Origin of the sequence: Mycobacterium asiaticum (assembly GCF_001673315.1) — a bacterium.
In the GTDB taxonomy this organism is placed as follows: Bacteria; Actinomycetota; Actinomycetes; order Mycobacteriales; family Mycobacteriaceae; genus Mycobacterium; species Mycobacterium asiaticum_B.
Map to the genome: position 1 here is coordinate 57214 of NZ_LZLQ01000129.1, position 21003 is coordinate 78216.

Below are 21003 nucleotides of genomic sequence, written 5' to 3' on the forward strand. Positions count from 1 at the left end.
CGGCGCATACGCTCAAGCGGGTGCTGTGACCAGCGCAACCCAGTTAGGTAGGGCACCCTTGCTGGACCGCCCGTTGGAATTGCGTCACACTGGTGTTGTGAAAATCCGATCCGAGCTGGATGCTGCCGTGCCCGCGGCCGGTGTTGCCGGGTCCGATGGCCACACCCGCCGTGCGATCGTTCGGCTGCTGCTCGAATCCGGCTCGATCACAGCTGGTGAGATCGGTGACCGGCTGAGCCTGACGGCCGCCGGTGTGCGGCGCCATCTCGATGCGCTGATCGATGCCGGTGATGCTGAGTCCGTGGCCGCCGCGCCGTGGCAGCAGGTGGGGCGGGGGCGCCCGGCCAAGCGCTACCGGTTGACGGCAGCGGGGCGCGGCAAGCTGGACCACACCTACGACGACTTGGCTTCCGCTGCGATCCGCCAACTTCGCGAAATCGGCGGTGACGAGGCCGTCCGGGCCTTCGCACGGCGTCGCATTGACGCGATCCTGGCCGGCGTCGATACGGCCGAAGGCCCCGACGAGACCGCTGTGGAAGCCGCTTCGGAGCGAATTGCCGGCGCGTTGACCAAGGCGGGTTACGTCGCCACCACCACCCGGGTGGGCGGGCCCATCCACGGTGTGCAAATCTGCCAGCATCACTGTCCGGTGGCGCATGTCGCCGAGGAATTCCCGGAGTTGTGCGAGGCCGAGCAACAAGCCATGTCCGAGGTACTCGGCACCCACGTGCAGTTGTTGGCGACGATCGTCAACGGTGACTGCGCCTGCACCACCCACGTTCCGCTCACCCCCGCGCCCAGCCCGCGCTTGACAACCGACAGAGGAGCGTCGTCATGACGATCGAAGCCCAGTTGACCCAGGAACAGACCATCGACTCGCTGGGCAGGTACGGCTACGGCTGGGCCGACTCCGACGTCGCCGGCGCCAGCGCCCAGCGCGGCTTGTCCGAAGCAGTGGTGCGCGACATCTCTTCCAAGAAGAGCGAGCCGGAGTGGATGCTCGATATCCGTCTCAAGGCGCTGCGCACCTTCGACAAGAAGCCGATGCCGAATTGGGGATCCAACCTGGAGGGCATCGACTTCGACAACATCAAGTACTTCGTGCGCTCCAGCGAGAAGCAGGCTGCGACGTGGGACGATCTTCCCGCCGACATCAAGAACACCTACGACAAACTGGGTATCCCGGAAGCCGAAAAGCAGCGACTCGTGTCCGGTGTGGCCGCCCAGTACGAGTCTGAGGTCGTCTACCACTCCATCCGTGAGGACCTGGAGAAGCAGGGCGTGTTGTTCCTGGACACTGACACGGCGCTGCGTGAGCAGCCGGAGATCTTCCGGAAGTACTTCGGCACCGTCATTCCGGCGGGAGACAACAAGTTCTCGGCCCTCAACACCGCGGTATGGAGTGGCGGTTCGTTCATCTACGTCCCGCCCGGTGTACACGTCGACATCCCGCTGCAGGCCTACTTCCGGATCAACACCGAGAACATGGGTCAGTTCGAGCGGACCCTGATCATCGTTGATGAGAACGCCTATGTGCACTACATCGAGGGCTGCACCGCGCCGATCTACAAATCGGACTCGCTGCACTCAGCGGTGGTGGAGATCATCGTAAAGCCCGGTGGCCGTTGCCGTTACACCACGATTCAGAACTGGTCGAACAACGTCTACAACTTGGTGACCAAGCGTGCTCGCGCGGAGGCGGGCGCCACGATGGAATGGGTCGACGGCAACATCGGGTCGAAGGTGACGATGAAGTACCCGGCGGTCTGGATGACCGGTGAGCACGCCAAAGGCGAGGTGCTGTCGATCGCGTTCGCAGGCGAGGACCAGCACCAGGACACCGGCGCCAAGATGTTGCACCTGGCGCCGCACACCTCGAGCAACATCGTGTCCAAGTCGGTGGCGCGCGGCGGCGGCCGCACGTCCTACCGCGGCCTGGTGCAGGTGAACAAGGGAGCACACGGGTCGCGTTCCTCTGTGAAATGCGATGCGCTACTGGTGGATACGATCAGCCGCAGCGACACCTACCCCTATGTCGACATCCGCGAGGACGACGTCACGATGGGTCACGAGGCCACCGTCTCCAAGGTCAGTGAGAATCAGTTGTTCTACCTGATGAGCCGCGGGATGACCGAGGACGAGGCCATGGCGATGGTGGTGCGCGGGTTCGTCGAGCCGATCGCCAAAGAGCTGCCGATGGAGTACGCGCTGGAGCTCAACCGGCTGATCGAGTTGCAGATGGAAGGTGCGGTTGGATGACCGCCACGCTGAACAAAGGCGAGCTGTTCTCGTCCTTTGACGTTGACGCGTTCGAAGTGCCGCATGGTCGCGACGAGATCTGGCGGTTCACGCCGCTGAAGCGACTGCGCGGCTTGCACGACGGTTCAGCCCTTGCTACGGGCAACGCCGTGATCACCGTCAGTGAGCACGACGGTGTGCGGACCGAGACGGTGCGGCGCGGCGACGAACGATTGGGCGAGGGCGGTGTACCCGCCGACCGCGTTGCGGCGCAGGCATTCTCGTCGTTCAATTCCGCAGTGTTGGTCTCTGTCGGTCGTGACACGCAGGTCGCCGAGCCGGTCAACATCACCGTCGCCGGTCCCGGAGCCGGTGCGGTCGCATATGGCCACCTGCAGATCCGGGTGGCCGAACTCGGTGAGGTCGTCGTCGTCGTCGATCACAAGGGCAGCGGAACTTACGCCGACAACGTTGAATTCGTCGTCGACGACTCTGCCCGGCTCACGGTCATCTCGATCGCCGACTGGGCCGACGACGCCGTGCACGTCAGCGCGCACCACGCCCGGTTGGGCAAAGACGCGGTGTTGCGCCATGTCACGATCACGCTGGGCGGCGAGGTGGTTCGCACGGCGACCAACGTGCGGTTCGCCGGTCCCGGTGGTGATGCGGAGTTGTTGGGGCTGTACTTCGCCGACGACGGTCAGCACCTCGAGTCGCGGCTGTTGGTCGATCATGCCCAACCCGACTGCAGGTCCAACGTGCTGTACAAGGGTGCGCTGCAAGGAGATCCGTCTTCCCGTCTGCCCGACGCCCACACGGTGTGGGTGGGCGACGTGTTGATCCGGGCCGAGGCCACCGGCACCGACACCTTCGAGATGAACCGCAATCTGGTGCTCACCGACGGTGCGAGGGCCGATTCGGTGCCCAACCTGGAGATCGAGACCGGCGAGATCGTCGGTGCCGGGCATGCCAGCGCCACTGGACGATTCGACGACGAGCAACTGTTCTACCTGCGTTCCCGGGGCATCCCCGAAGAGCAGGCCCGCCGGCTGGTGATCCGCGGCTTCTTCGGCGAGATCGTCTCCAAGATCGCGGTGCCCGAGGTACGGGAGCGTTTGACCGCAGCCATCGAACACGAACTGGAAATAACGGAAAAGACAGCATGACCACACTGGAAATCAAAGATCTGCATGTCAGCGTCGCCAACCCGACTGCCGCCGACGGACAACGCGAGATTCCCATCCTCAAAGGCGTTGACTTGACGGTGAATTCCGGTGAGACGCATGCCCTGATGGGTCCCAACGGCTCTGGCAAGTCGACGTTGTCCTACGCCGTCGCGGGTCACCCCAAGTATGAGGTGACGTCGGGATCGATCACCCTGGACGGTGCAGACGTGCTGGAAATGAGCATCGACGAGCGGGCGCGGGCCGGTCTGTTCCTGGCCATGCAGTACCCCGTTGAGGTGCCTGGCGTGTCGGTGTCGAACTTCCTGCGATCGGCCGCCACGGCCATCCGCGGCGAGGCCCCCAAACTGCGGCACTGGGTCAAAGAGGTCAAGGCGGCGATGTCCGCACTGGAAATCGACCCGGCGTTTGCCGAACGCAATGTCAACGAAGGCTTCTCGGGCGGTGAGAAGAAGCGTCACGAGATCCTGCAGCTCGAACTGCTCAAGCCCAAGATCGCCATTTTGGACGAAACCGACTCCGGTCTGGACGTCGACGCGCTGCGGGTGGTTAGCGAGGGCGTCAACCGCTACGCCAAGGCGGAAAGCGCCGGGGTCCTGCTGATCACGCACTACACCCGCATCCTGCGCTACATCCACCCGGAGTACGTGCACGTCTTCGTCGGCGGTCGCATCGCCGAGTCCGGTGGCCCGGAACTGGCCGACGAACTCGAGCAGAACGGCTACGAGCGCTTCGCCACCGCGGCGGCCACCGGGGCCTGACGTGACCGCTTCGGTGAGTCCGTTGGATCTGGCAGCCATCCGCGCTGATTTCCCGATCCTCAAACGTGTCATGCGTAGCGGGAACCAATTGGCGTACCTGGATTCCGGGGCGACATCGCAGCGGCCGCTGCAGGTACTTGATGCCGAACGCGATTTCCTGCTCACCGCCAACGGGGGAGTGCACCGTGGTGCACACCAGCTGATGGAAGAAGCCACCGACGCGTACGAGCAGGGTCGAGCCGACATCGCCGCCTTCGTCGGGGCTGACTCGGACGAACTGGTCTTCACCAAGAACGCCACCGAATCGCTGAACCTGGTGTCGTATGTGTTGGGGGACAGTCGTTTCGACCGTGCGGTGGGGCCCGGTGACGTGATCGTGACCACCGAACTCGAGCACCACGCGAACTTGGTCCCCTGGCAGGAGCTGGCCCGCCGCACCGGCGCCACGCTGAAGTGGTTCGGAGTCACCGAGGACGGCCGTATCGATCTGGACTCGCTGGAACTCAAGGGGAACGTCAAGGTCGTTGCCTTCAGCCATCATTCGAACGTGACCGGTGCGCTGGCGCCGGTGGCTGATCTGGTCGCGCGTGCTAAATCCGTTGGCGCACTGACTGTCCTGGATGCCTGCCAGTCGGTTCCTCACAGGCCGGTCGACTTCCACGAACTCGACGTCGATTTCGCAGCATTTTCCGGGCATAAGATGCTGGGGCCCAACGGGATCGGCGTACTGTACGGCCGTCGGGAGTTGTTGAGCTCGCTGCCGCCGTTCATCACCGGCGGGTCGATGATCGAATCGGTCACCATGGAGACCTCCACCTACGCACCGGTGCCGCAACGTTTCGAAGCCGGCACTCCGATGACCTCGCAGGTGGTCGGTCTGGCCGCCGCGGCGCGCTATCTCAGCGCGATCGGGATGGACGCCGTCGAGGCGCACGAGCGTGACTTGGTGGCCCAAGCCGTCGAGAGCCTGTCCGGCATCGACGGTGTCCGCATCCTGGGTCCCGCCAGCATGGAGGACCGCGGGTCGCCGGTGGCATTTGTGGTCGACGGAGTGCACGCCCACGACGTCGGTCAGGTGCTCGATGACGAGGGTGTCGCCGTGCGCGTCGGGCACCACTGCGCATTGCCGTTGCACCGCAGGTTCGGCCTGGCGGCCACCGCGCGGGCGTCGTTCGCGGTCTACAACACCGCCGAGGAAGTCGACCGATTGGTGGCCGGCGTGCGACGGTCCATCGAATTCTTCGGAAGAACCTGACGTTGCGACTCGAGCAGATTTACCAGGACGTGATCCTGGACCATTACAAGCATCCGCATCACCGCGGGTTGCGCGAACCGTTTGCCGCCGAAGTGTTCCACGTCAACCCGGTGTGCGGTGACGAAGTCACGCTGCGGGTCGCGCTTTCCGACGACGGTGTGACTATCTCGGACATCTCCTACGACGGGCAGGGTTGCTCGATCAGTCAGGCCTCGACGTCGGTGCTGACCGAGCAGGTCATCGGCCAAACCGTCCCGCAGGCACTCGAGACCCTCGACGCGTTCACGGCGATGATCTCCTCGCGCGGGAACGTGCAGGGTGACGAGGATGTTCTGGGTGACGGAGTAGCGTTCGCAGGAGTAGCCAAGTATCCGGCGCGAGTGAAATGTGCGTTACTCGGCTGGATGGCTTTCAAAGACGCCCTGGTGCAGGCCCACGCAGTGTTCGAGGAGGTTGATCAATGAGCGAAACCACGGTGCCCGGCAGTGAAACAAGCGCCACCGACCAGAATTTCCTCGCCGATCTGGAGGAGGCCATGCGCGACGTGGTCGATCCGGAACTCGGTATCAACGTCGTCGACCTCGGGTTGGTCTACGGACTGAATCTCGAAGAGGGCGACGAGGGAACCATCGCGCTCATCGACATGACTCTGACCTCTCCGGCGTGCCCACTCACCGACGTCATCGAGGACCAATCGCGTTCCGCCCTGGTGGGTGCGGGCCTGGTCGACGAGATCCGAATCAACTGGGTCTGGAATCCACCTTGGGGTCCGGACAAGATCACCGAAGAGGGCCGCGAACAGCTGCGGGCCCTCGGTTTCACCGTCTAGACCGGGACACCTAGCGCCAACAGGGCGACGTCGTCCTCGACCCCTGGCCCGAGCTCGGCGAGCAGCTCGCGCAGCGACACGATGATTCCCGAGGCACTCGACGGCGCGTGGATCTGGGCGAAACGACGCAACGCATAGTCGTCGTCATAGCGTTGTGGGCCGGTACCGATGCGGGCCTCGGTCAGACCGTCGGTGTAAAGCAGCATTGTGTCGCCGGGACCCAGTACAAAGCGGGTAGCGACGAATTCCGGCTTGCTCAGCATGCCTACCGCTTGGCCACCTGCCGTCGATATCTCGCTGGCGGTACCGCTTGAGTCCAGACGCAGCGCGGGTGGATGCCCGCCGCTGGCGAGGTGCACATCCACACCGTGCTCAGTGGGACGCAAGGTCCCGACGATCACCGTGGCGAAAGCGCTCGCGTCGCCGGGCAGGTGCTGGCCCAGGACGCTGTTCAGCGTGTGCAACACCGACACGGGGTCGGCGTTCATCACCGCGGCCGCGCGCAGTGTGTAGCGCGTCAGGGACGTCACCACGGCGGCCGAGGCACCCTTACCCGCCACGTCGCCCAGGAAGAATCCCCAGGTGTCTGTCGACAGCGGGTACAGGTCGTAGAAGTCACCGCCCACATCGTCGGATGCGGCGTGATAGTGCGATGCCGCCTGTAACCACGACGGCGGGGACAGCAACGGTGGCAGCAGTGAACGCTGCAGGGTGGAGGCCAACAGCTGCGCTCGGGAGCGCTCGGCCTCGGCGCGACGCCGTTCGTCGAGCAGTTCCCGCTCGTAGGAGCGGCGTTTGCGTGCGTCGTGGATGGCCAGCCGAACGACCTCGGGGGAGCCGTTGTCCCCAGCCTCTACGTTCAGGGTGATCAATGCGGGCAGCCGGGTCTCGTCTGCCTTCACCAGGTCCATTGCCATTTCCGCGACCGTGCCGTTGACCTGTAGTAACGGTGCGAAATGTGTCTCGTAATGAATGCGAGCGCCGGCGCTGAACAGCTCGGTGAATCGTCGGCCGATCAACTCGTCGGCGGGAATTCCCAGCCATTCGGTGAGCGTGCGGTTGACTGCCAGGATGCGCCGATCCGGGGTTGCGCACACCAACCCACAAGGCGCCTTGTCGAAAAACCCTTCGGGCCGGTAACCCGTCATGTCGGCCCGTCGACGAATGAAGCGATCTCGGCTGCCGTGGATTCCGGTGCGCTCAGCTGGGGGCAGTGGCCGGTCGTGTCCAGGGTCACCAGCTTGCTGCCGGAGATCTGGCTGGCGACGTACGCGCCAACGCCGGTCGGAGCGATCACGTCCTCGGCACACTCGAGGATCAACGTGGGCAACGACACCTTTGCCAAGTCCCCGCGGTTGTCGGACAGAAACGTCGTGCGGGCGAACACTTTCGCGCAGGCCGGGTCGGTGCGGCAGAACGTCTCGGCGAGTTCCTCCGACAACTCGGGGCGCTCAGGGTTGCCCGCGATGGTCGATGCGATGGCCCGCGACCAGCCAAGGTAGTTGCTCTCCAGTGAGTCGAGCAGGTCGTCGATGTCGGCGCGACTGAAACCGCCGCGGTAGTCGCCGTCGTCGATGTAACACGGCGAGGGCGTCACCAGGACAAGTTTTGCGAAGGCGGACGGCCGGGCGGCGGCGGCGAGCACGCCCATCATCGCGGCCACCGAATGTCCCACGAAGACCGTGTCACGTAGTTCTAATCCGTCGACGATGTCGAGGATGTCGCTCGCGTAGCTGTCGAGGGTGGCGTAGCGAATGGGATCCCAGGCGGCCGGGTCGGCATTGCCCGAGCCGACGTGATCAAACAGCACGATGCGAAACCGCCCGCTCAATGCCGCGGTGACCCGATGCCACATTGCCTGGTCACAACCGAACCCGTGAGCAAGCATTACTGTTGGGGCGTCATCGATCCCGACTATGTTGACATTGTTGCGGACGCGAACATCCATGTCGGCATTGTTTCACGGACCACCGAAAGGGCGGCCCGTCGGCGGGGTTTAGAAAGCGTCCTCGGGCATGCGCATGATTTCGTCGTCGAGGTGCTCGACCACGCTGCGCACACCGGCGAGCTTGGGCAGCACGTTCTTGGAGAAGAACGCCGACACCGCGACCTTGCCCTGATAGAACGCCTTGTCGCTGTCCGACGGTTCGTTCGCCAGTGCCGCCTGCGCCACGTTCGCCTGGGCCAGTAGCCGCCAGCCGATCAGCAGGTCGCCGACGGAAAGCAGATAGCGCACCGAGCCCAGGCCCACTTTGTAGATGTCGGTGGGGTGTTGGGCGGCCGACATCAGGTAGCCCATCAGCGCGCCTGTCATGCCGGTGACGTCTTCCAGTGCGGCCTGGACCAATTCGGCTTGATCTTTCAGCGATTCGTCGACATTCTCGAGCGTGTTGTTGATCTGGGTTGTCACATGCTGCAGCGCCTGGCCGTGGTCGCGCACGACCTTGCGGAAGAAGAGATCCAGCGCCTGAATGGCGGTGGTGCCCTCATACAGCGAGTCGATTTTGGAGTCGCGGATGTACTGCTCGAGGGGATAGTCGGTGAGGAATCCCGAGCCGCCCAGCGTCTGTAGCGACTCGGTGAGAATCTCATAGGCCCGCTCGGATCCCACGCCTTTGACGATGGGCAGCAATAGATCGTCGACGCGGTGTGCCATAGCGTGATCGGCACCCGAAACATGTTCTGCCACAGCGTCATCCTGGTGTGCGGCGGCGTACAGGTAGAGGGCACGCAGGCCCTCGGCGTAGGCCTTCTGAGTCATCAAACTGCGACGGACGTCGGGGTGATGCATGATCGTCACCCGCGGCGCGGTCTTGTCGGTCATCTGTGTCAGGTCCGCGCCCTGTATACGTTCCTTGGCGTAGGCGAGCGCGTTGAGGTAACCGGTGGACAGGGTGCCGGCGGCTTTGACGCCGATTGTCATCCGTGCGTTTTCGATGACGGTGAACATTTGCGCGATCCCGTTGTGCACCCCGCCGACCAGATATCCGACGGCGGGCACGTCGGTGGCGCCGAAGGTGAGTTCACACGTAGGAGAGGATTTCAGGCCCATCTTGTGTTCGAGTCCGGTGACGTATACGCCGTTGCGGGCACCGATTTCACCGGTGTCGGGGTCGAACAGGTAGTTGGGCACGTAGAACAGGCTGAGGCCCTTCGTGCCGGGACCGGCGCCCTCGGGCCGCGCCAGCACCAGGTGGAAGATGTTCTCGGCGGTGTCGCCGACGTCGCCGCCGGAGATAAACCGCTTCACGCCCTCGATATGCCAAGTGCCGTCTGGCTGTTCGATCGCTTTTGCGCGCCCGGCACCCACGTCGGAGCCAGCATCAGGCTCGGTCAGAACCATGGTGGCTTGCCATCCGCGCTCGATTCCCATTGCGGCCCAACGCTTTTGTTCCTCGTCGCCTTCGACGAAAAGCGACTGCGCGAACACCGGGCCCAGGTTGAAGAAGCACACCGACGGGTTGGCGCAGTAGATCATCTCGTTGACGGCCCACGTCAACGGCGGGGGAGCGGCCATGCCGCCGATCTCCTCGGCCATGCCCAGGCGCCACCACTCGGCGTCCTTGATCGCCTGGACCGTCTTGACCAGTTCCGGAGCCACGCTGATGCTGTGTGTCGCCGGGTCGAACACCGGCGGGTTGCGGTCAGCGAAGGCAAAGGTTTCGGCGACAGGTCCTTCGGCCAACCGGGACGCTTCGGACAGGATCGTGCGGACCGTGTCGACATCCAGATCGGCGTAGCGCCCTGTTCCCAGGACGGCGCCTATGTCGAGCACCTCCAGCAAGTTGAACTCGAGATCCCGAACGTTGGCGATGTAGTGCCCCACTGCGGTTCCTTCCACTCAGGCTGGTGGGTCCTCAGTGTTCCCGAGGTGGAAAAACGTACGCAACCGTAAGTAAGAGCTACTAACCGTTGGCGCCGTTCTGGCCGAACAACAACCCGCGAGTGCCACCGGGGCCAGGCGTGCTGCCGATGGTGGCGCCTCCACCGTCGCCGCCGTTGCCGACCAGGAGCGCGTTGCCGCCGGCACCGCCGCTGCCGCTGAGGAGCCCGCCCCTGCCGCCGTCCCCACCGTCGCCGATCAATCCAGCCTGGCCGCCGAAACCGCCGTTGCTGGTGCTACCCCCGCCACCGCCTGCACCGCCATTCCCGACGAGGAATCCGCCGGCGCCGCCGCTTCCGCCACCTCCGAATGAGAGAGAGCTTCCACCTGCCCCGCCGTTGCCAAACAGCCAGGCTCTGCCGCCTGCCCCGCCGCCGGCGAAGCCCGCGCCACCGGCACCGCCGTTGCCGTAGAAGAACCCGCCGGTGCCGCCTGCTCCACCGGACCCGCCGGGAACGCCTTGACCGCCGGCTCCACCACTGCCGAAGAACAGGGCGGAACCGCCGCTGCCGCCGTTCACCCCGTTGCCACCATTGCCGAACAGGATTCCGCCGGCCTCACCGTTCGGTCGTGCCGCGGTCCCATCGGCGCCATTGCCGATAAGTGGCCGGTTGAAGAGCGTTCGCGCCGGCGCGTTGATCGCGTCGAGAACCGGTTGCAGGGGACCGATATTCGTGGCCTCCGCGAGGGCGTAGGCACCCGCGCCGCCAGCCAGGTTTCGCGCGAATTGCTCATGGAAAGCCGAGATTTGGGAGCTCAGCGACTGATAACCCTGGGCGTAACCGCCGAAGACCGCCGCGACGGCTCTGGACACTTCATCGGCGCCCGCAGCCGCCACCGCGGTGGTCTGCGCCGCGGCCGCCGAGTTAGCTTCGCTGATCACTGCACCGACGCGGGACAAGTTTCCGGCCGCCTGTGACACGAAATCGGTATTTGCGACGACGAACGACATCCCGCACCTCCAGCAGCGAAGAGTCCGCAACGGATGAATCGTAACTCCATTCCGCAGCGATGAACGCAGAATTTTTGGCTCAGTTTCGAGGGGTTCGGCGTGGTCAGAGTGGGATCCCGGCCGGGTCGGTCGGCATATCCCTGTCCCTTCCGGCACGAAACTGATATCCCTCTGTGCCAGAGGCCAATTCAATGACATACGGAGATACAACCGAGACCTCCGGGGGTGTCCGCCTCAATAGACTCGGTGCAACCTGACGAACTCCAAATGTATGAGGCCGCTGGAATGACCCTGACCGCAATCGACATAACCGCTCCCGAGGCCTCGATCACTTGCGACGCGAATACCGTTGCACGGCCGTCGGTTTGGGCTGCAGCGTTGTGGTCGGTGCTGTCAGTGCGCTGGGCGGCCGTTGCGCTGGCACTGTTCTTGGCCGGTGCCGTGGCGCAACTCAACGGGACAACACCGGTGGTGTATTGGGCGTTGTATCTGACCTGCTATGCGGCCGGGGGCTGGGGCCCAGCGTGGGCCGGGACACAGGCGCTGCGCAACAAGGCGCTCGACGTGGATCTGCTGATGATCGTTGCCGCGATCGGAGCGGCGGCCATCGGCCAGATCTTCGACGGCGCCTTACTGATCGTGATCTTCGCGACCTCCGGCGCTCTTGACGAGGTCGCCACCAAGCACACCGCGGATTCCATCAAGCGACTGCTGGGCCTGACGCCCGATCAAGCCGTCGTCGTGGATTGCAACGGCGCTGAGCGGGTGGTCCCGGCTGACGAGTTAGTCGTGGGCGATCGCGTAGTGGTCCGGCCCGGGGAGCGGATCCCGGCCGACGGTGCAGTGCTTTCGGGATCCTCCGAAGTCGACCAGCGCTCCGTCACCGGTGAATCGATGCCGATTGCCAAAGCGGCCGGGGACGAGGTGTTCGCGGGCACGGTCAACGGGTCGGGTGTTTTGCACCTCGTCGTCACTCACGATCCTTCGCGCAGTGTCGTCGCGCGGATGGTCCAGTTGGTGTCCGAAGCGTCTGCTACCAAGGCGAAAACTCAACTGTTCATTGAGAAAATCGAACAGCGTTATTCGATAGCGGTAGTCGCCGCGACCCTTGCGCTCATCACCGTACCGCCGCTGCTGGGCTACCCGCTTCAGTCAGTTTTGTTGCGCGCCATGACTTTCATGATTGTTGCCTCACCGTGCGCGCTGGTGCTGGCCACCATGCCGCCGCTGCTGTCCGCAGTCGCCAACGCGGGCCGGCACGGAGTTCTCGTCAAGGGTGCGGTGGTCATGGAGCGCCTCGCCGGAGCCAGCATTGTCGCATTGGACAAGACGGGCACGCTCACCTGCGGGACACCGCGGGTCACCATCGTCAAAGCATTGCAACCCGAGTTGTTCGATGCGCCGACGATGCTCCGATTGGCAGCTGCCGCAGAGCAATTCAGTGAGCATCCGTTGGGCCGAGCGGTTGTCGACGAGGCTCGTCGGCGCGGAATATCCATTCCCGTCGCCGAAGACTTCCGGGCCGTACCTGGGCGTGGTGTGCGCGCGATCGTCGGGCACGACTTCGTCGAGGTGTGCAGTCCGCACGGCTACCGCGGAATCCCTCCTGTCGAACTGGGACCGCTGGTAGAAGCCGGTGCCACCGCCGCCGTCGTGGTGGTCAACGGGGTGGCTGCCGGAGTGCTCGGACTCACCGATCAGATTCGTGCCGATGCCGCTGCCTCGGTTTCGGCCCTGACCGCGTTGACCTCGGCACCGCCGGTGTTGTTGACCGGCGACAACCGCCCCGCTGCGCAACGAATCGCGCAGCAGACCGGCATTACCGATGTGCGCGCCGCATTGCTTCCCGCGGCGAAAGTTGAGGCGGTGCGCGAACTGCAGGCCGCAGGCCACCGAGTGCTCCTGGTCGGTGACGGCGTCAATGACGCGCCCGCGATGGCCGCCGCGTGCGCGTCCGTGGCCATGGGTGCCGGCGCCGACCTGACCCTGCAGACCGCCGACGGCGTCACGGTCGGCGACGAGTTGCATACCATCCCGACGATCATCGGATTGGCTCGGCAGGCGCGCCGAGTGGTGATGGCCAACGTCGCTATCGCCGGCAGCTTCATCGCGGTGCTCGTGCTGTGGGACCTGTTCGGAGAACTTCCGTTGCCCCTAGGGGTCGCCGGTCACGAGGGATCCACGCTGCTGGTGGCGTTGAACGGTATGCGCCTACTCACCGACCGGAGCTGGCGAGCTGCGGCCGCTGGGTTTGCTGGAACGCGACCGGCCGGGGAACAAGGACCGGGACGCAGGCGTTGAGGCAATTGTGACGACTCAAGATCTGACTGCTTCGCAATTCAATGAAACCGTCAACGGTAACGACATGGTGCTGGTTGACTTCTGGGCTTCGTGGTGCGGCCCGTGTCGCGCATTCGCGCCGACGTTCAAGGCCGCCTCGGAGAACCACCCCGATGTGGTGTTTGCCAAGGTCGACACCGAGGCCGAGCAGGAGCTGGCCGCGGCCGCTCAAATTCGCTCGATCCCGACGCTGATGGCGTTCAAAAAGGGCAAGTTGCTGTTCAACCAGCCCGGGGCGCTGCCCCCAGCGGCGCTGGAAGAGCTGGTCCAACAGCTCAAGGCCTACGACGTCGACGCGGTAACCGAAGTCTGACCCGGCGGAGGCGGCGGTTGCGCCGCCTTGGTTGGGCCGCGGCCTCCCCAGGTCGGGCCGCGGCCTCCCCAGTCGACCGCGAGCGTAACCTGGCTGCGATTTCCGGGGCCGAATCTGGCAGTGGCGTTACGCTCGCGAACCTGAAGGCGGCCTGCGTTACCGTTCAACGGTGAGTTTGGTCCTCCTGGAACACCCGCGGCCTGAGATTGCTTTGATCACGCTGAATCGCCCGGAGCGCATGAATTCCATGGCGTTCGACGTCATGGTGCCGCTGAAGGAAACCCTCGAGCAGGTCACCTACGACAACTCGGTGCGAGTGGTGGTGCTCACCGGCGCCGGTCGCGGATTCTCCTCGGGTGCCGACCACAAATCCGCGGGCTCCGTCCCACACGTCGAGGAACTGACCCGGCCGACTTACGCGCTGCGGTCGATGGAGTTGCTCGACGACATCATTCTGGCGTTGCGACGGCTACACCAACCCGTCATTGCCGCGGTCAACGGCGCAGCCATCGGTGGGGGGCTGTGTCTGGCGCTTGCGGCCGATATCCGGGTGGCCTCAACCAACGCCTATTTCCGGGCAGCAGGCATCAACAACGGTCTCACCGCCAGCGAGTTGGGTCTGAGCTATCTGCTGCCCAGAGCCATCGGGGCATCGCGCGCCTTCGAGATCATGCTGACCGGCCGGGATGTGACGGCCGAGGAGGCGGAGCGGATCGGCTTGGTGTCGTGTCAGGTGCCCTCCGCGCAGTTGCTCGACACCTGTTATGCCATCGGCGCGCGCATTGCGGCGTTCTCCCGCCCGGGAATCGAGTTGACCAAACGCACGTTGTGGAGTGGACTGGACGCCGGCAGCCTTGAGGGGCACATGCAGGCTGAGGGCCTGGGACAGCTTTTCGTCCGTCTGCTCACCTCCAATTTCGAAGAAGCGGTTGCCGCACGCGCAGAGAAGCGCCCGCCGGTATTCACCGACGACAAGTAAGACCAATTAGGGAGCGAATGTGATCACGGCTACGGGCCTCGAGGTCCGCGCTGGCGCGCGCATCCTGCTCTCACCCGACGGCCCCGATCTTCGTGTGCAGCCCGGCGACCGGATCGGGCTGGTCGGGCGCAACGGCGCTGGCAAGACGACGACGCTGCGCATCCTCGCGGGGGAGGGCCAACCGTACGCCGGTTCGGTCACGCGCAAGGGCGAAGTCGGCTACCTGCCACAGGACCCCCGAGAGGGCGACCTGGACGTGCTGGCCCGCGACCGGGTGCTGTCGGCCCGAGGCCTGGATGCGCTGCTCACCGATCTCGAGAAGCAGCAGGCTTTGATGGCCGAGGTGGCCGACGACGACGCCCGCGACCGGGCCATCCGTCGCTACGGCCAACTCGAGGAGCAGTTCGTCGCGCTCGGTGGCTACGGCGCCGAGAGCGAAGCCGGGCGCATTTGCGCCAGTCTCGGCTTACCCGAGCGGGTCCTGACGCAGCAACTACGCACCCTGTCCGGCGGTCAGCGCCGCCGCGTCGAGCTGGCCCGCATTCTGTTCGCCGCGTCGGACAGCGGAGCCGGATCATCCACCACGCTGTTGCTGGACGAGCCGACTAACCATCTCGACGCCGATTCGGTCGGCTGGCTCCGCGACTTCCTGCGGGCCCACACCGGCGGTCTGGTCATCATCAGCCACAACGTTGACCTGCTTGCCGACGTCGTCAACCGGGTCTGGTTCCTCGACGCGGTGCGCGGTGAGGCCGATGTCTACAACATGACCTGGCAGAAATACCTCGATGCCCGCGCGACCGATGAGCAGCGTCGTCGCCGGGAACGCGCCAACGCCGAACGTAAGGCCGCCGCGCTGCGCACCCAGGCCGCCAAATTGGGTGCCAAAGCCACCAAAGCCGTTGCGGCGCAGAACATGTTGCGTCGTGCCGATCGCATGATGGCGGCGCTCGACGAGGAACGTGTGGCCGACAAGGTCGCCCGCATCAAATTCCCGACTCCGGCGCCGTGCGGCCGCACCCCGCTGGTGGCCAAGGGACTGAGCAAGACCTACGGATCACTCGAGGTGTTCACCGGCCTCGACCTGGCCATCGACCGCGGGTCGCGGGTAGTCGTGCTGGGACTCAACGGTGCCGGTAAGACCACCTTGCTGCGGGTCCTGGCCGGGGTCGAAACTCCCGATACCGGCGGCCTGGAACCCGGTCACGGAATGCGGATCGGGTACTTCGCCCAGGAGCACGACACCTTGGACAACGACGCGACCGTATGGCAGAACATCCGGCACGCGGCACCCGAGTCGGGCGAACAAGACCTGCGTGGCTTGCTCGGAGCCTTTATGTTCACCGGACCGCAACTCGACCAGCTCGCCGGCACGCTGTCCGGCGGTGAGAAGACCCGGCTTGCCTTGGCCGGTTTGGTGGCGTCGACGGCCAACGTGTTGCTGCTCGACGAACCGACCAACAACCTCGACCCGGCCTCCCGCGAGCAGGTGCTTGACGCGCTCCGCAGCTACCACGGTGCGGTGGTCCTGGTGACGCACGACCCCGGGGCAGCGGAGGCGCTCGACCCGCAGCGCGTCCTGCTGCTTCCCGACGGCACCGAGGACTACTGGTCCGAGGAGTATCGGGACCTCATCGAGTTGGCCTGACCGGTTTCGGCAAAAGCGTCGCGCAGGCGCCGCCGCATTCTTACCCTGGATGTCAGGCATAGCCGTGGAGGTTCCGATGCGGAAGTCCAAGAAGACCCGCGACGAGATGTTGCACGAGTTGCGCAACGCCTACGAAAAAGGGGCCAGCATCCGCAACCTCGCTGCTACCACCGGACGGTCCTACGGGTCAGTCCACAGCATGCTGCGCGAGTCGGGCACCACGATGCGCGGCCGCGGTGGGCCCAACCACCGCACCCGGTCCCGCTGACCGCGGTGTAACGCGACGGGCTTTCACCCACTCAGATCGGCTGCGCGAACAGAGTTTTCGACCAGGTCCAGCACAGCGGCCAGCCGCTGCGGGTCCTCACCGGAGGCCAACCGGGCCACCAGTCCGTCCAGCACCAGATCCAGATAGCAGTGCAAGACGTCGCTGGGCACGTCGTCGCGCACCCGCTTGGCCTCTTTCTGCCGGCGCAACCGTTCGGTGGTTGCGGCGGCCAGTTCCGCAGACCGCTCGGCCCAGCCCCGGCTGAACTCGGGGTCGTGACGCAGCTTGCGAGCGATCTCCAGTCGCGTCGCCAACCAGTCGAACTGTTCAGGCGTGGCAAGCATGTTGCGCATCACCTGGATGAGCCCCTCGCGCGATGCGACCTCTGCCATCCGCTGGGTGTCCTCGCGCGCCAGCGCGAAGAACAGCGCGTCCTTGTCCCGGTAGTGGTGGAAGATCGCACCGCGCGACATACCGATCGCCTGCTCCAGTCGCCGTACCGTGGCTTGCTCATAGCCGTATTCGGCGAAACAGCGTCGGGCACCGTCGAGGATCTGACGGCGCCGGGCCTCCAGATGGTCCTCGCTGACTTTGGGCACGAGCCGGCCTGCTGTGGGCGCTAGCCAGACTTGAGCATGTTGCGCAGCACGTACTGCAGGATGCCCCCGTTGCGGTAGTAGTCGGCTTCACCGGGGGTGTCGATCCGCACCACCGCGTCGAATTCGATCGGATCCCCGGAGTCCTTGCTGGCCTTGACTTTCACCGTTTTCGGCGTCTTGCCGTCGTTGAGTTCCTCGATACCGGTGATGTCGAACACCTCGGTCCCGTCCAGGCCGATATCCTTCGCGGACTTGCCTTCGGGGAACTGCAGCGGGATCACACCCATGCCGATCAGGTTGGAGCGGTGGATGCGCTCGAACGACTCGGCTATCACCGCGCGGACGCCCAGCAGCCGTGTGCCCTTGGCCGCCCAGTCGCGCGAGGATCCGGATCCATACTCCTTGCCGCCCAGCACCACCAGCGGAATGTCTTGTTCCGCATAGTTTTGCGCCGCGTCGTAGATGAACGCCTGTGGTGCGTCATCCTGGGTGAAGTCGCGGGTGTAGCCACCCGAGACGTCGTCCAGCAGCATGTTGCGCAACCGGATGTTGGCGAAGGTGCCGCGGATCATCACCTCGTGGTTGCCGCGCCGGGAGCCGAAGGAGTTGTAGTCCTTGCGCTCCACGCCGTGCTCGTCGAGATACTGCGCGGCCGGAGTGCCCGGCTTGATGCTGCTGGCGGGAGAGATGTGGTCGGTCGTCACCGAATCGCCCAGCAGCGCAAGCACTCTGGCTCCGCTAATGTCAGCCACCGGCTCCGGTTCGGCGGGCATTCCGTCGAAGTATGGTGGTTTGCGCACATACGTCGAATCTTCGTCCCACTCAAAGGTGTTGCCGCTCGGCGTCGGCAGGTTCCGCCAGCGCTCGTCGCCCTTGAAAACGTCGGCGTAGTTGCTGGTGAACATCTCCTGGTTGATCGCCGAGGCGATGGTGTCCGAGACGTCCTTCTGCGAGGGCCAGATGTCCTTCAGGAAGACGTCGTTGCCCTCTTTGTCCGTTCCCAATGGGTCCGACTCGAAGTCGAAGTCCATGGTGCCGGCCAGGGCGTAGGCCACCACCAGCGGCGGTGACGCCAGGTAGTTCATCTTGACGTCCGGGTTGATGCGGCCTTCGAAGTTGCGGTTGCCGGACAATACCGCGGTCACCGCAAGATCGTTGTCGTTCACCGCCTTTGAGATCTCCTCGGGCAGCGGACCGGAGTTGCCGATGCAGGTGGTGCAGCCGTAACCGACCAGGTAGAAACCGAGCTTCTCCAGGTACGGCCACAGGCCGGCTTTGTCGTAGTAGTCGCTGACTACCTGTGATCCGGGTGCCATCGTGGTCTTCACCCATGGCTTGGAGGACAGGCCCTTGTCCACGGCGTTGCGGGCCAGCAGTGCCGCGCCCAGCATCACCTCGGGGTTCGAGGTGTTGGTGCACGACGTAATGGCCGCGATCACCACCGCACCGTGGTCGAGCACAAACTCGCCGCGCTCGTCGGACTTCACCGTGACAGGGCTGGTGATCCGGCCCTTGCTGTGCTTGGCCGCTGAGTGCACCTCGGGGGCGTCGTCGGCGTGGCCGTTGTCCGGCGATCCCGGGTCGCTGGCCGGGAACGATTCGTCCACGGTCTCGTCGAGTTTGGAGTACCCCTTCTCGTCGCCGCCGCCATTGTCGACGTAGTCGCAAATCTGTTCGCGGAAGGTCTCTTTGGCGCTCGAGAGCGGAATCCGGTCTTGCGGACGTTTCGGTCCGGCGATCGACGGCACCACCTCGGAGAGGTCCAACTCGAGGTACTCGGAGAACGTGGGCTCGCGCTCGGGGTTGTGCCACAAGCCTTGCTCTTTGGCGTAGGCCTCGACCAGGGCCAGCTGCTCGTCGCTGCGCCCGGTGAACTTCAGGTAGTCGATGGTCTCTTGGTCGATCGGGAAAATGGCTGCGGTGGAGCCGAATTCGGGGCTCATGTTGCCCAGCGTGGCACGGTTGGCCAACGGAACCTCGGCAACGCCCTCGCCGTAGAACTCGACGAACTTGCCCACGACGCCGTGCTTGCGCAGCATCTCGGTGACGGTCAGCACGACGTCGGTGGCCGTGACACCGGGCTTGATCTCGCCGGTCAACTTGAATCCGACGACCCGCGGGATCAGCATCGACACGGGCTGACCGAGCATCGCCGCCTCGGCCTCGATACCGCCGACACCCCAGCCCAGGACGCCGAGTCCGTTGACCATGGTGGTGTGGCTGTCGGTGCCCACGCAGGTGTCGGGGTAGGCGAGTCCGTCACGGGTCATCACCACGCTGGCCAGATATTCGATGTTGACTTGGTGCACGATGCCGGTGCCGGGCGGCACCACCTTGAAGTCGTCGAAAGCGCCTTGGCCCCAACGCAGGAACTGGTAACGCTCCCCGTTGCGCTCGTACTCGATTTCCACGTTGCGCTCGAAGGCGTCGGCGCTACCGAAGAGGTCGGCGATCACCGAGTGGTCGATCACCAGGTCCGCGGGCGCCAGGGGATTGACCTTGTCGGGGTCGCCGCCCAAGTCTCCGACGGCTTCGCGCATGGTGGCCAGGTCCACGATGCAGGGCACGCCGGTGAAGTCCTGCATGACCACCCGGGCCGGGGTGTACTGGATTTCGATGCTGGGTTCCGCTTCCGGATCCCAGTTCGCGATGGCCTCGATGTGGTCCTTGGTGATGTTGCTGCCGTCTTCGTTCCGCAACAGGTTCTCGGCCAGGACCTTGAGGCTGTAGGGGAGTTTGTCTGTGTTGGGGACTGCATCAAGGCGGTAAATCTCGTAACTGTTGTCACCGACCTTGAGGGTGTCGCGAGCTTCGAACGAATTCACCGAACCTTTGCTTGTCACATCAACTCCCGAAGATTAAGTTCTCTTCGCCGACGGGCCGTGTCGACGAATGCGATGCCACCTTAACAGTACGCTTGTCCTGCAATGGGCAGCACCCGTACTGGCCAGTCTTGTCCTGCATGCTCCATGTGTGAAGCCCCTGGGCCGACGCACCGATGGCCACACTAGAGTGACGGCCGTGGCCGGGGGCACGTCAGCGTGACAAGAGGAGCGAGATCATGACCGACTTGCCGCAGACGATTCCCTTCCTGCCCGAATACATTCCGCAGGATGTCGACATCGCGTCGATCAAGGCGCAGGTCGCCGTCGACGGCGTCGCCGCGGCCTCGTCGACAGAGCCCGGACTGCTCGAGGTGGTCAACCAGGCCCGCGGCGACGGCATCAACCTCAAGATCGTCCTGCTCGACCACAACCCGCCCAGCGATACTCCGCTCCGCGATATCGCGACGGTCGTCGGCGCCGACTACCCCGATTCCACGGTGCTGGTGCTCAGTCCCAGCTATGTGGGCAGCTACAGCTCGCACTACCCGCGCGTGACGCTCGAGGCTGGTGAGGACCACTCCAAAACCGGCAATCCGGCCCAGTCCGCGCAGAACTTTCTGAACGAACTCAACACCCCTGAGTTTCCCTGGACGGCGTTCACGATTGTCTTGCTGCTCGTGGTGTTTGCTGCGGCCGTCGGCAGTCGCGTAATGCAACTCCGGAACAGGCAAGCAGCAACTTCGGTTGCATCGGCCGAAAACGTCACAAGCGTGGACGAATCAGGTATTTAGCCAGGTCGCGCCCTTTCATCGCTAAAACACAGCGACGCCGCCGCCTTTTGCGGCAAACCCGACAGATCACTGTTCGGTCACAGTAAACGCACTTCCTGAGCGCAATTTGTGACTTGCGTTTCTTTAGCGACAGCTGTG

General features: G+C 64.5%; 19 protein-coding genes. 13 read left to right on the forward strand and 6 right to left on the reverse strand.

The window, feature by feature from the left end; genetic code table 11:
* Positions 1-25: 25 nt before the first annotated feature.
* From A5636_RS21030 to A5636_RS21060, 7 genes are read left to right on the forward strand one after another with little or no spacing between them, the layout of a single operon-like run.
* On the forward strand, positions 26-838 hold the full coding sequence (locus A5636_RS21030; RefSeq protein WP_065160565.1) for a helix-turn-helix transcriptional regulator: 813 nt from the start codon (positions 26-28) through the stop codon (positions 836-838).
* The gene (sufB, locus tag A5636_RS21035) at positions 835-2259 is read left to right on the forward strand and encodes a Fe-S cluster assembly protein SufB (protein ID WP_065160566.1); all 1425 of its coding nucleotides are present in this window, start codon (positions 835-837) and stop codon (positions 2257-2259) included. The genes A5636_RS21030 and sufB overlap by 4 nt, the downstream gene beginning before the upstream one ends.
* A complete protein-coding gene (sufD, locus tag A5636_RS21040) occupies positions 2256-3404 on the forward strand; it encodes a Fe-S cluster assembly protein SufD (protein ID WP_065160567.1) in 1149 nt (382 codons plus the stop codon). Before sufB ends, sufD begins: the two co-directional genes overlap by 4 nt.
* On the forward strand, positions 3401-4183 hold the full coding sequence (sufC, locus tag A5636_RS21045) for a Fe-S cluster assembly ATPase SufC (RefSeq protein ID WP_065160568.1): 783 nt from the start codon (positions 3401-3403) through the stop codon (positions 4181-4183). Before sufD ends, sufC begins: the two co-directional genes overlap by 4 nt.
* Before the next feature lies 1 nt (position 4184).
* A complete protein-coding gene (locus A5636_RS21050; protein ID WP_065160569.1) occupies positions 4185-5438 on the forward strand; it encodes a cysteine desulfurase in 1254 nt (417 codons plus the stop codon).
* Positions 5435-5902, forward strand: a complete 468-nt coding sequence (gene sufU, locus A5636_RS21055; protein WP_155763930.1) for a Fe-S cluster assembly sulfur transfer protein SufU — start codon at positions 5435-5437, stop codon at positions 5900-5902. Before A5636_RS21050 ends, sufU begins: the two co-directional genes overlap by 4 nt.
* Positions 5899-6267, forward strand: coding sequence for a metal-sulfur cluster assembly factor (locus A5636_RS21060; protein ID WP_065160571.1), 369 nt, complete (start codon positions 5899-5901; stop codon positions 6265-6267). The genes sufU and A5636_RS21060 overlap by 4 nt, the downstream gene beginning before the upstream one ends.
* Here the strand turns inward: A5636_RS21060 and A5636_RS21065 are convergent.
* The 4 genes from A5636_RS21065 to A5636_RS21080 all read right to left on the reverse strand — a co-directional run bounded on the left by A5636_RS21065 (position 6264) and on the right by A5636_RS21080 (position 11102).
* Positions 6264-7415, reverse strand: a complete 1152-nt coding sequence (locus A5636_RS21065; protein WP_065160572.1) for a PP2C family protein-serine/threonine phosphatase — start codon at positions 7413-7415, stop codon at positions 6264-6266. The genes A5636_RS21060 and A5636_RS21065 overlap by 4 nt on opposite strands.
* Positions 7412-8215, reverse strand: coding sequence for an alpha/beta fold hydrolase (locus A5636_RS21070; RefSeq protein ID WP_065160573.1), 804 nt, complete (start codon positions 8213-8215; stop codon positions 7412-7414). The genes A5636_RS21065 and A5636_RS21070 overlap by 4 nt, the downstream gene beginning before the upstream one ends.
* Positions 8216-8263: 48 nt before the next feature.
* Positions 8264-10093, reverse strand: a complete 1830-nt coding sequence (locus tag A5636_RS21075; protein WP_065160598.1) for an acyl-CoA dehydrogenase — start codon at positions 10091-10093, stop codon at positions 8264-8266.
* Positions 10094-10172: 79 nt separating this feature from the next.
* Positions 10173-11102: a PE family protein gene (locus A5636_RS21080; protein WP_065160574.1), complete on the reverse strand. Its 930-nt coding sequence runs from the start codon at positions 11100-11102 to the stop codon at positions 10173-10175.
* Positions 11103-11387: 285 nt separating this feature from the next.
* Here A5636_RS21080 and A5636_RS21085 point away from each other — a divergent pair, with 285 nt between their 5' ends.
* From A5636_RS21085 to A5636_RS21105, 5 genes are all read left to right on the forward strand, one after another.
* Positions 11388-13403 carry a heavy metal translocating P-type ATPase gene (locus A5636_RS21085; RefSeq protein ID WP_065160600.1) on the forward strand — a complete coding sequence of 672 codons (2016 nt, stop codon included), beginning with the start codon at positions 11388-11390 and terminating at the stop codon, positions 13401-13403.
* Positions 13404-13410: 7 nt separating this feature from the next.
* On the forward strand, positions 13411-13755 hold the full coding sequence (trxA, locus tag A5636_RS21090; protein WP_065160599.1) for a thioredoxin: 345 nt from the start codon (positions 13411-13413) through the stop codon (positions 13753-13755).
* 151 nt (positions 13756-13906) lie between these two features.
* The gene (locus A5636_RS21095; RefSeq protein WP_172827281.1) at positions 13907-14734 is read left to right on the forward strand and encodes an enoyl-CoA hydratase; all 828 of its coding nucleotides are present in this window, start codon (positions 13907-13909) and stop codon (positions 14732-14734) included.
* A 19-nt stretch (positions 14735-14753) separates the two neighbouring features.
* A complete protein-coding gene (locus tag A5636_RS21100; protein WP_065160576.1) occupies positions 14754-16382 on the forward strand; it encodes an ABC-F family ATP-binding cassette domain-containing protein in 1629 nt (542 codons plus the stop codon).
* 76 nt (positions 16383-16458) lie between these two features.
* Positions 16459-16650 (forward strand): helix-turn-helix domain-containing protein, encoded by a 192-nt coding sequence (locus A5636_RS21105; protein ID WP_065160601.1) that lies wholly within the window; start codon positions 16459-16461, stop codon positions 16648-16650.
* 23 nt (positions 16651-16673) lie between these two features.
* Here the strand turns inward: A5636_RS21105 and A5636_RS21110 are convergent, their stop codons facing one another.
* The gene (locus A5636_RS21110) at positions 16674-17249 is read right to left on the reverse strand and encodes a TetR/AcrR family transcriptional regulator (protein WP_065160577.1); all 576 of its coding nucleotides are present in this window, start codon (positions 17247-17249) and stop codon (positions 16674-16676) included.
* Between the two features lie 20 nt (positions 17250-17269).
* Positions 17270-20092 carry an aconitate hydratase gene (locus A5636_RS21115; protein WP_155763931.1) on the reverse strand — a complete coding sequence of 941 codons (2823 nt, stop codon included), beginning with the start codon at positions 20090-20092 and terminating at the stop codon, positions 17270-17272.
* Between the two features lie 218 nt (positions 20093-20310).
* Between A5636_RS21115 and A5636_RS21120 the strand changes: the two genes are divergently transcribed.
* Entirely contained in the window at positions 20311-20865 is a 555-nt protein-coding gene (locus A5636_RS21120; RefSeq protein WP_065160579.1) for an Rv1476 family membrane protein, read from the forward strand.
* Positions 20866-21003: the final 138 nt, after the last annotated feature.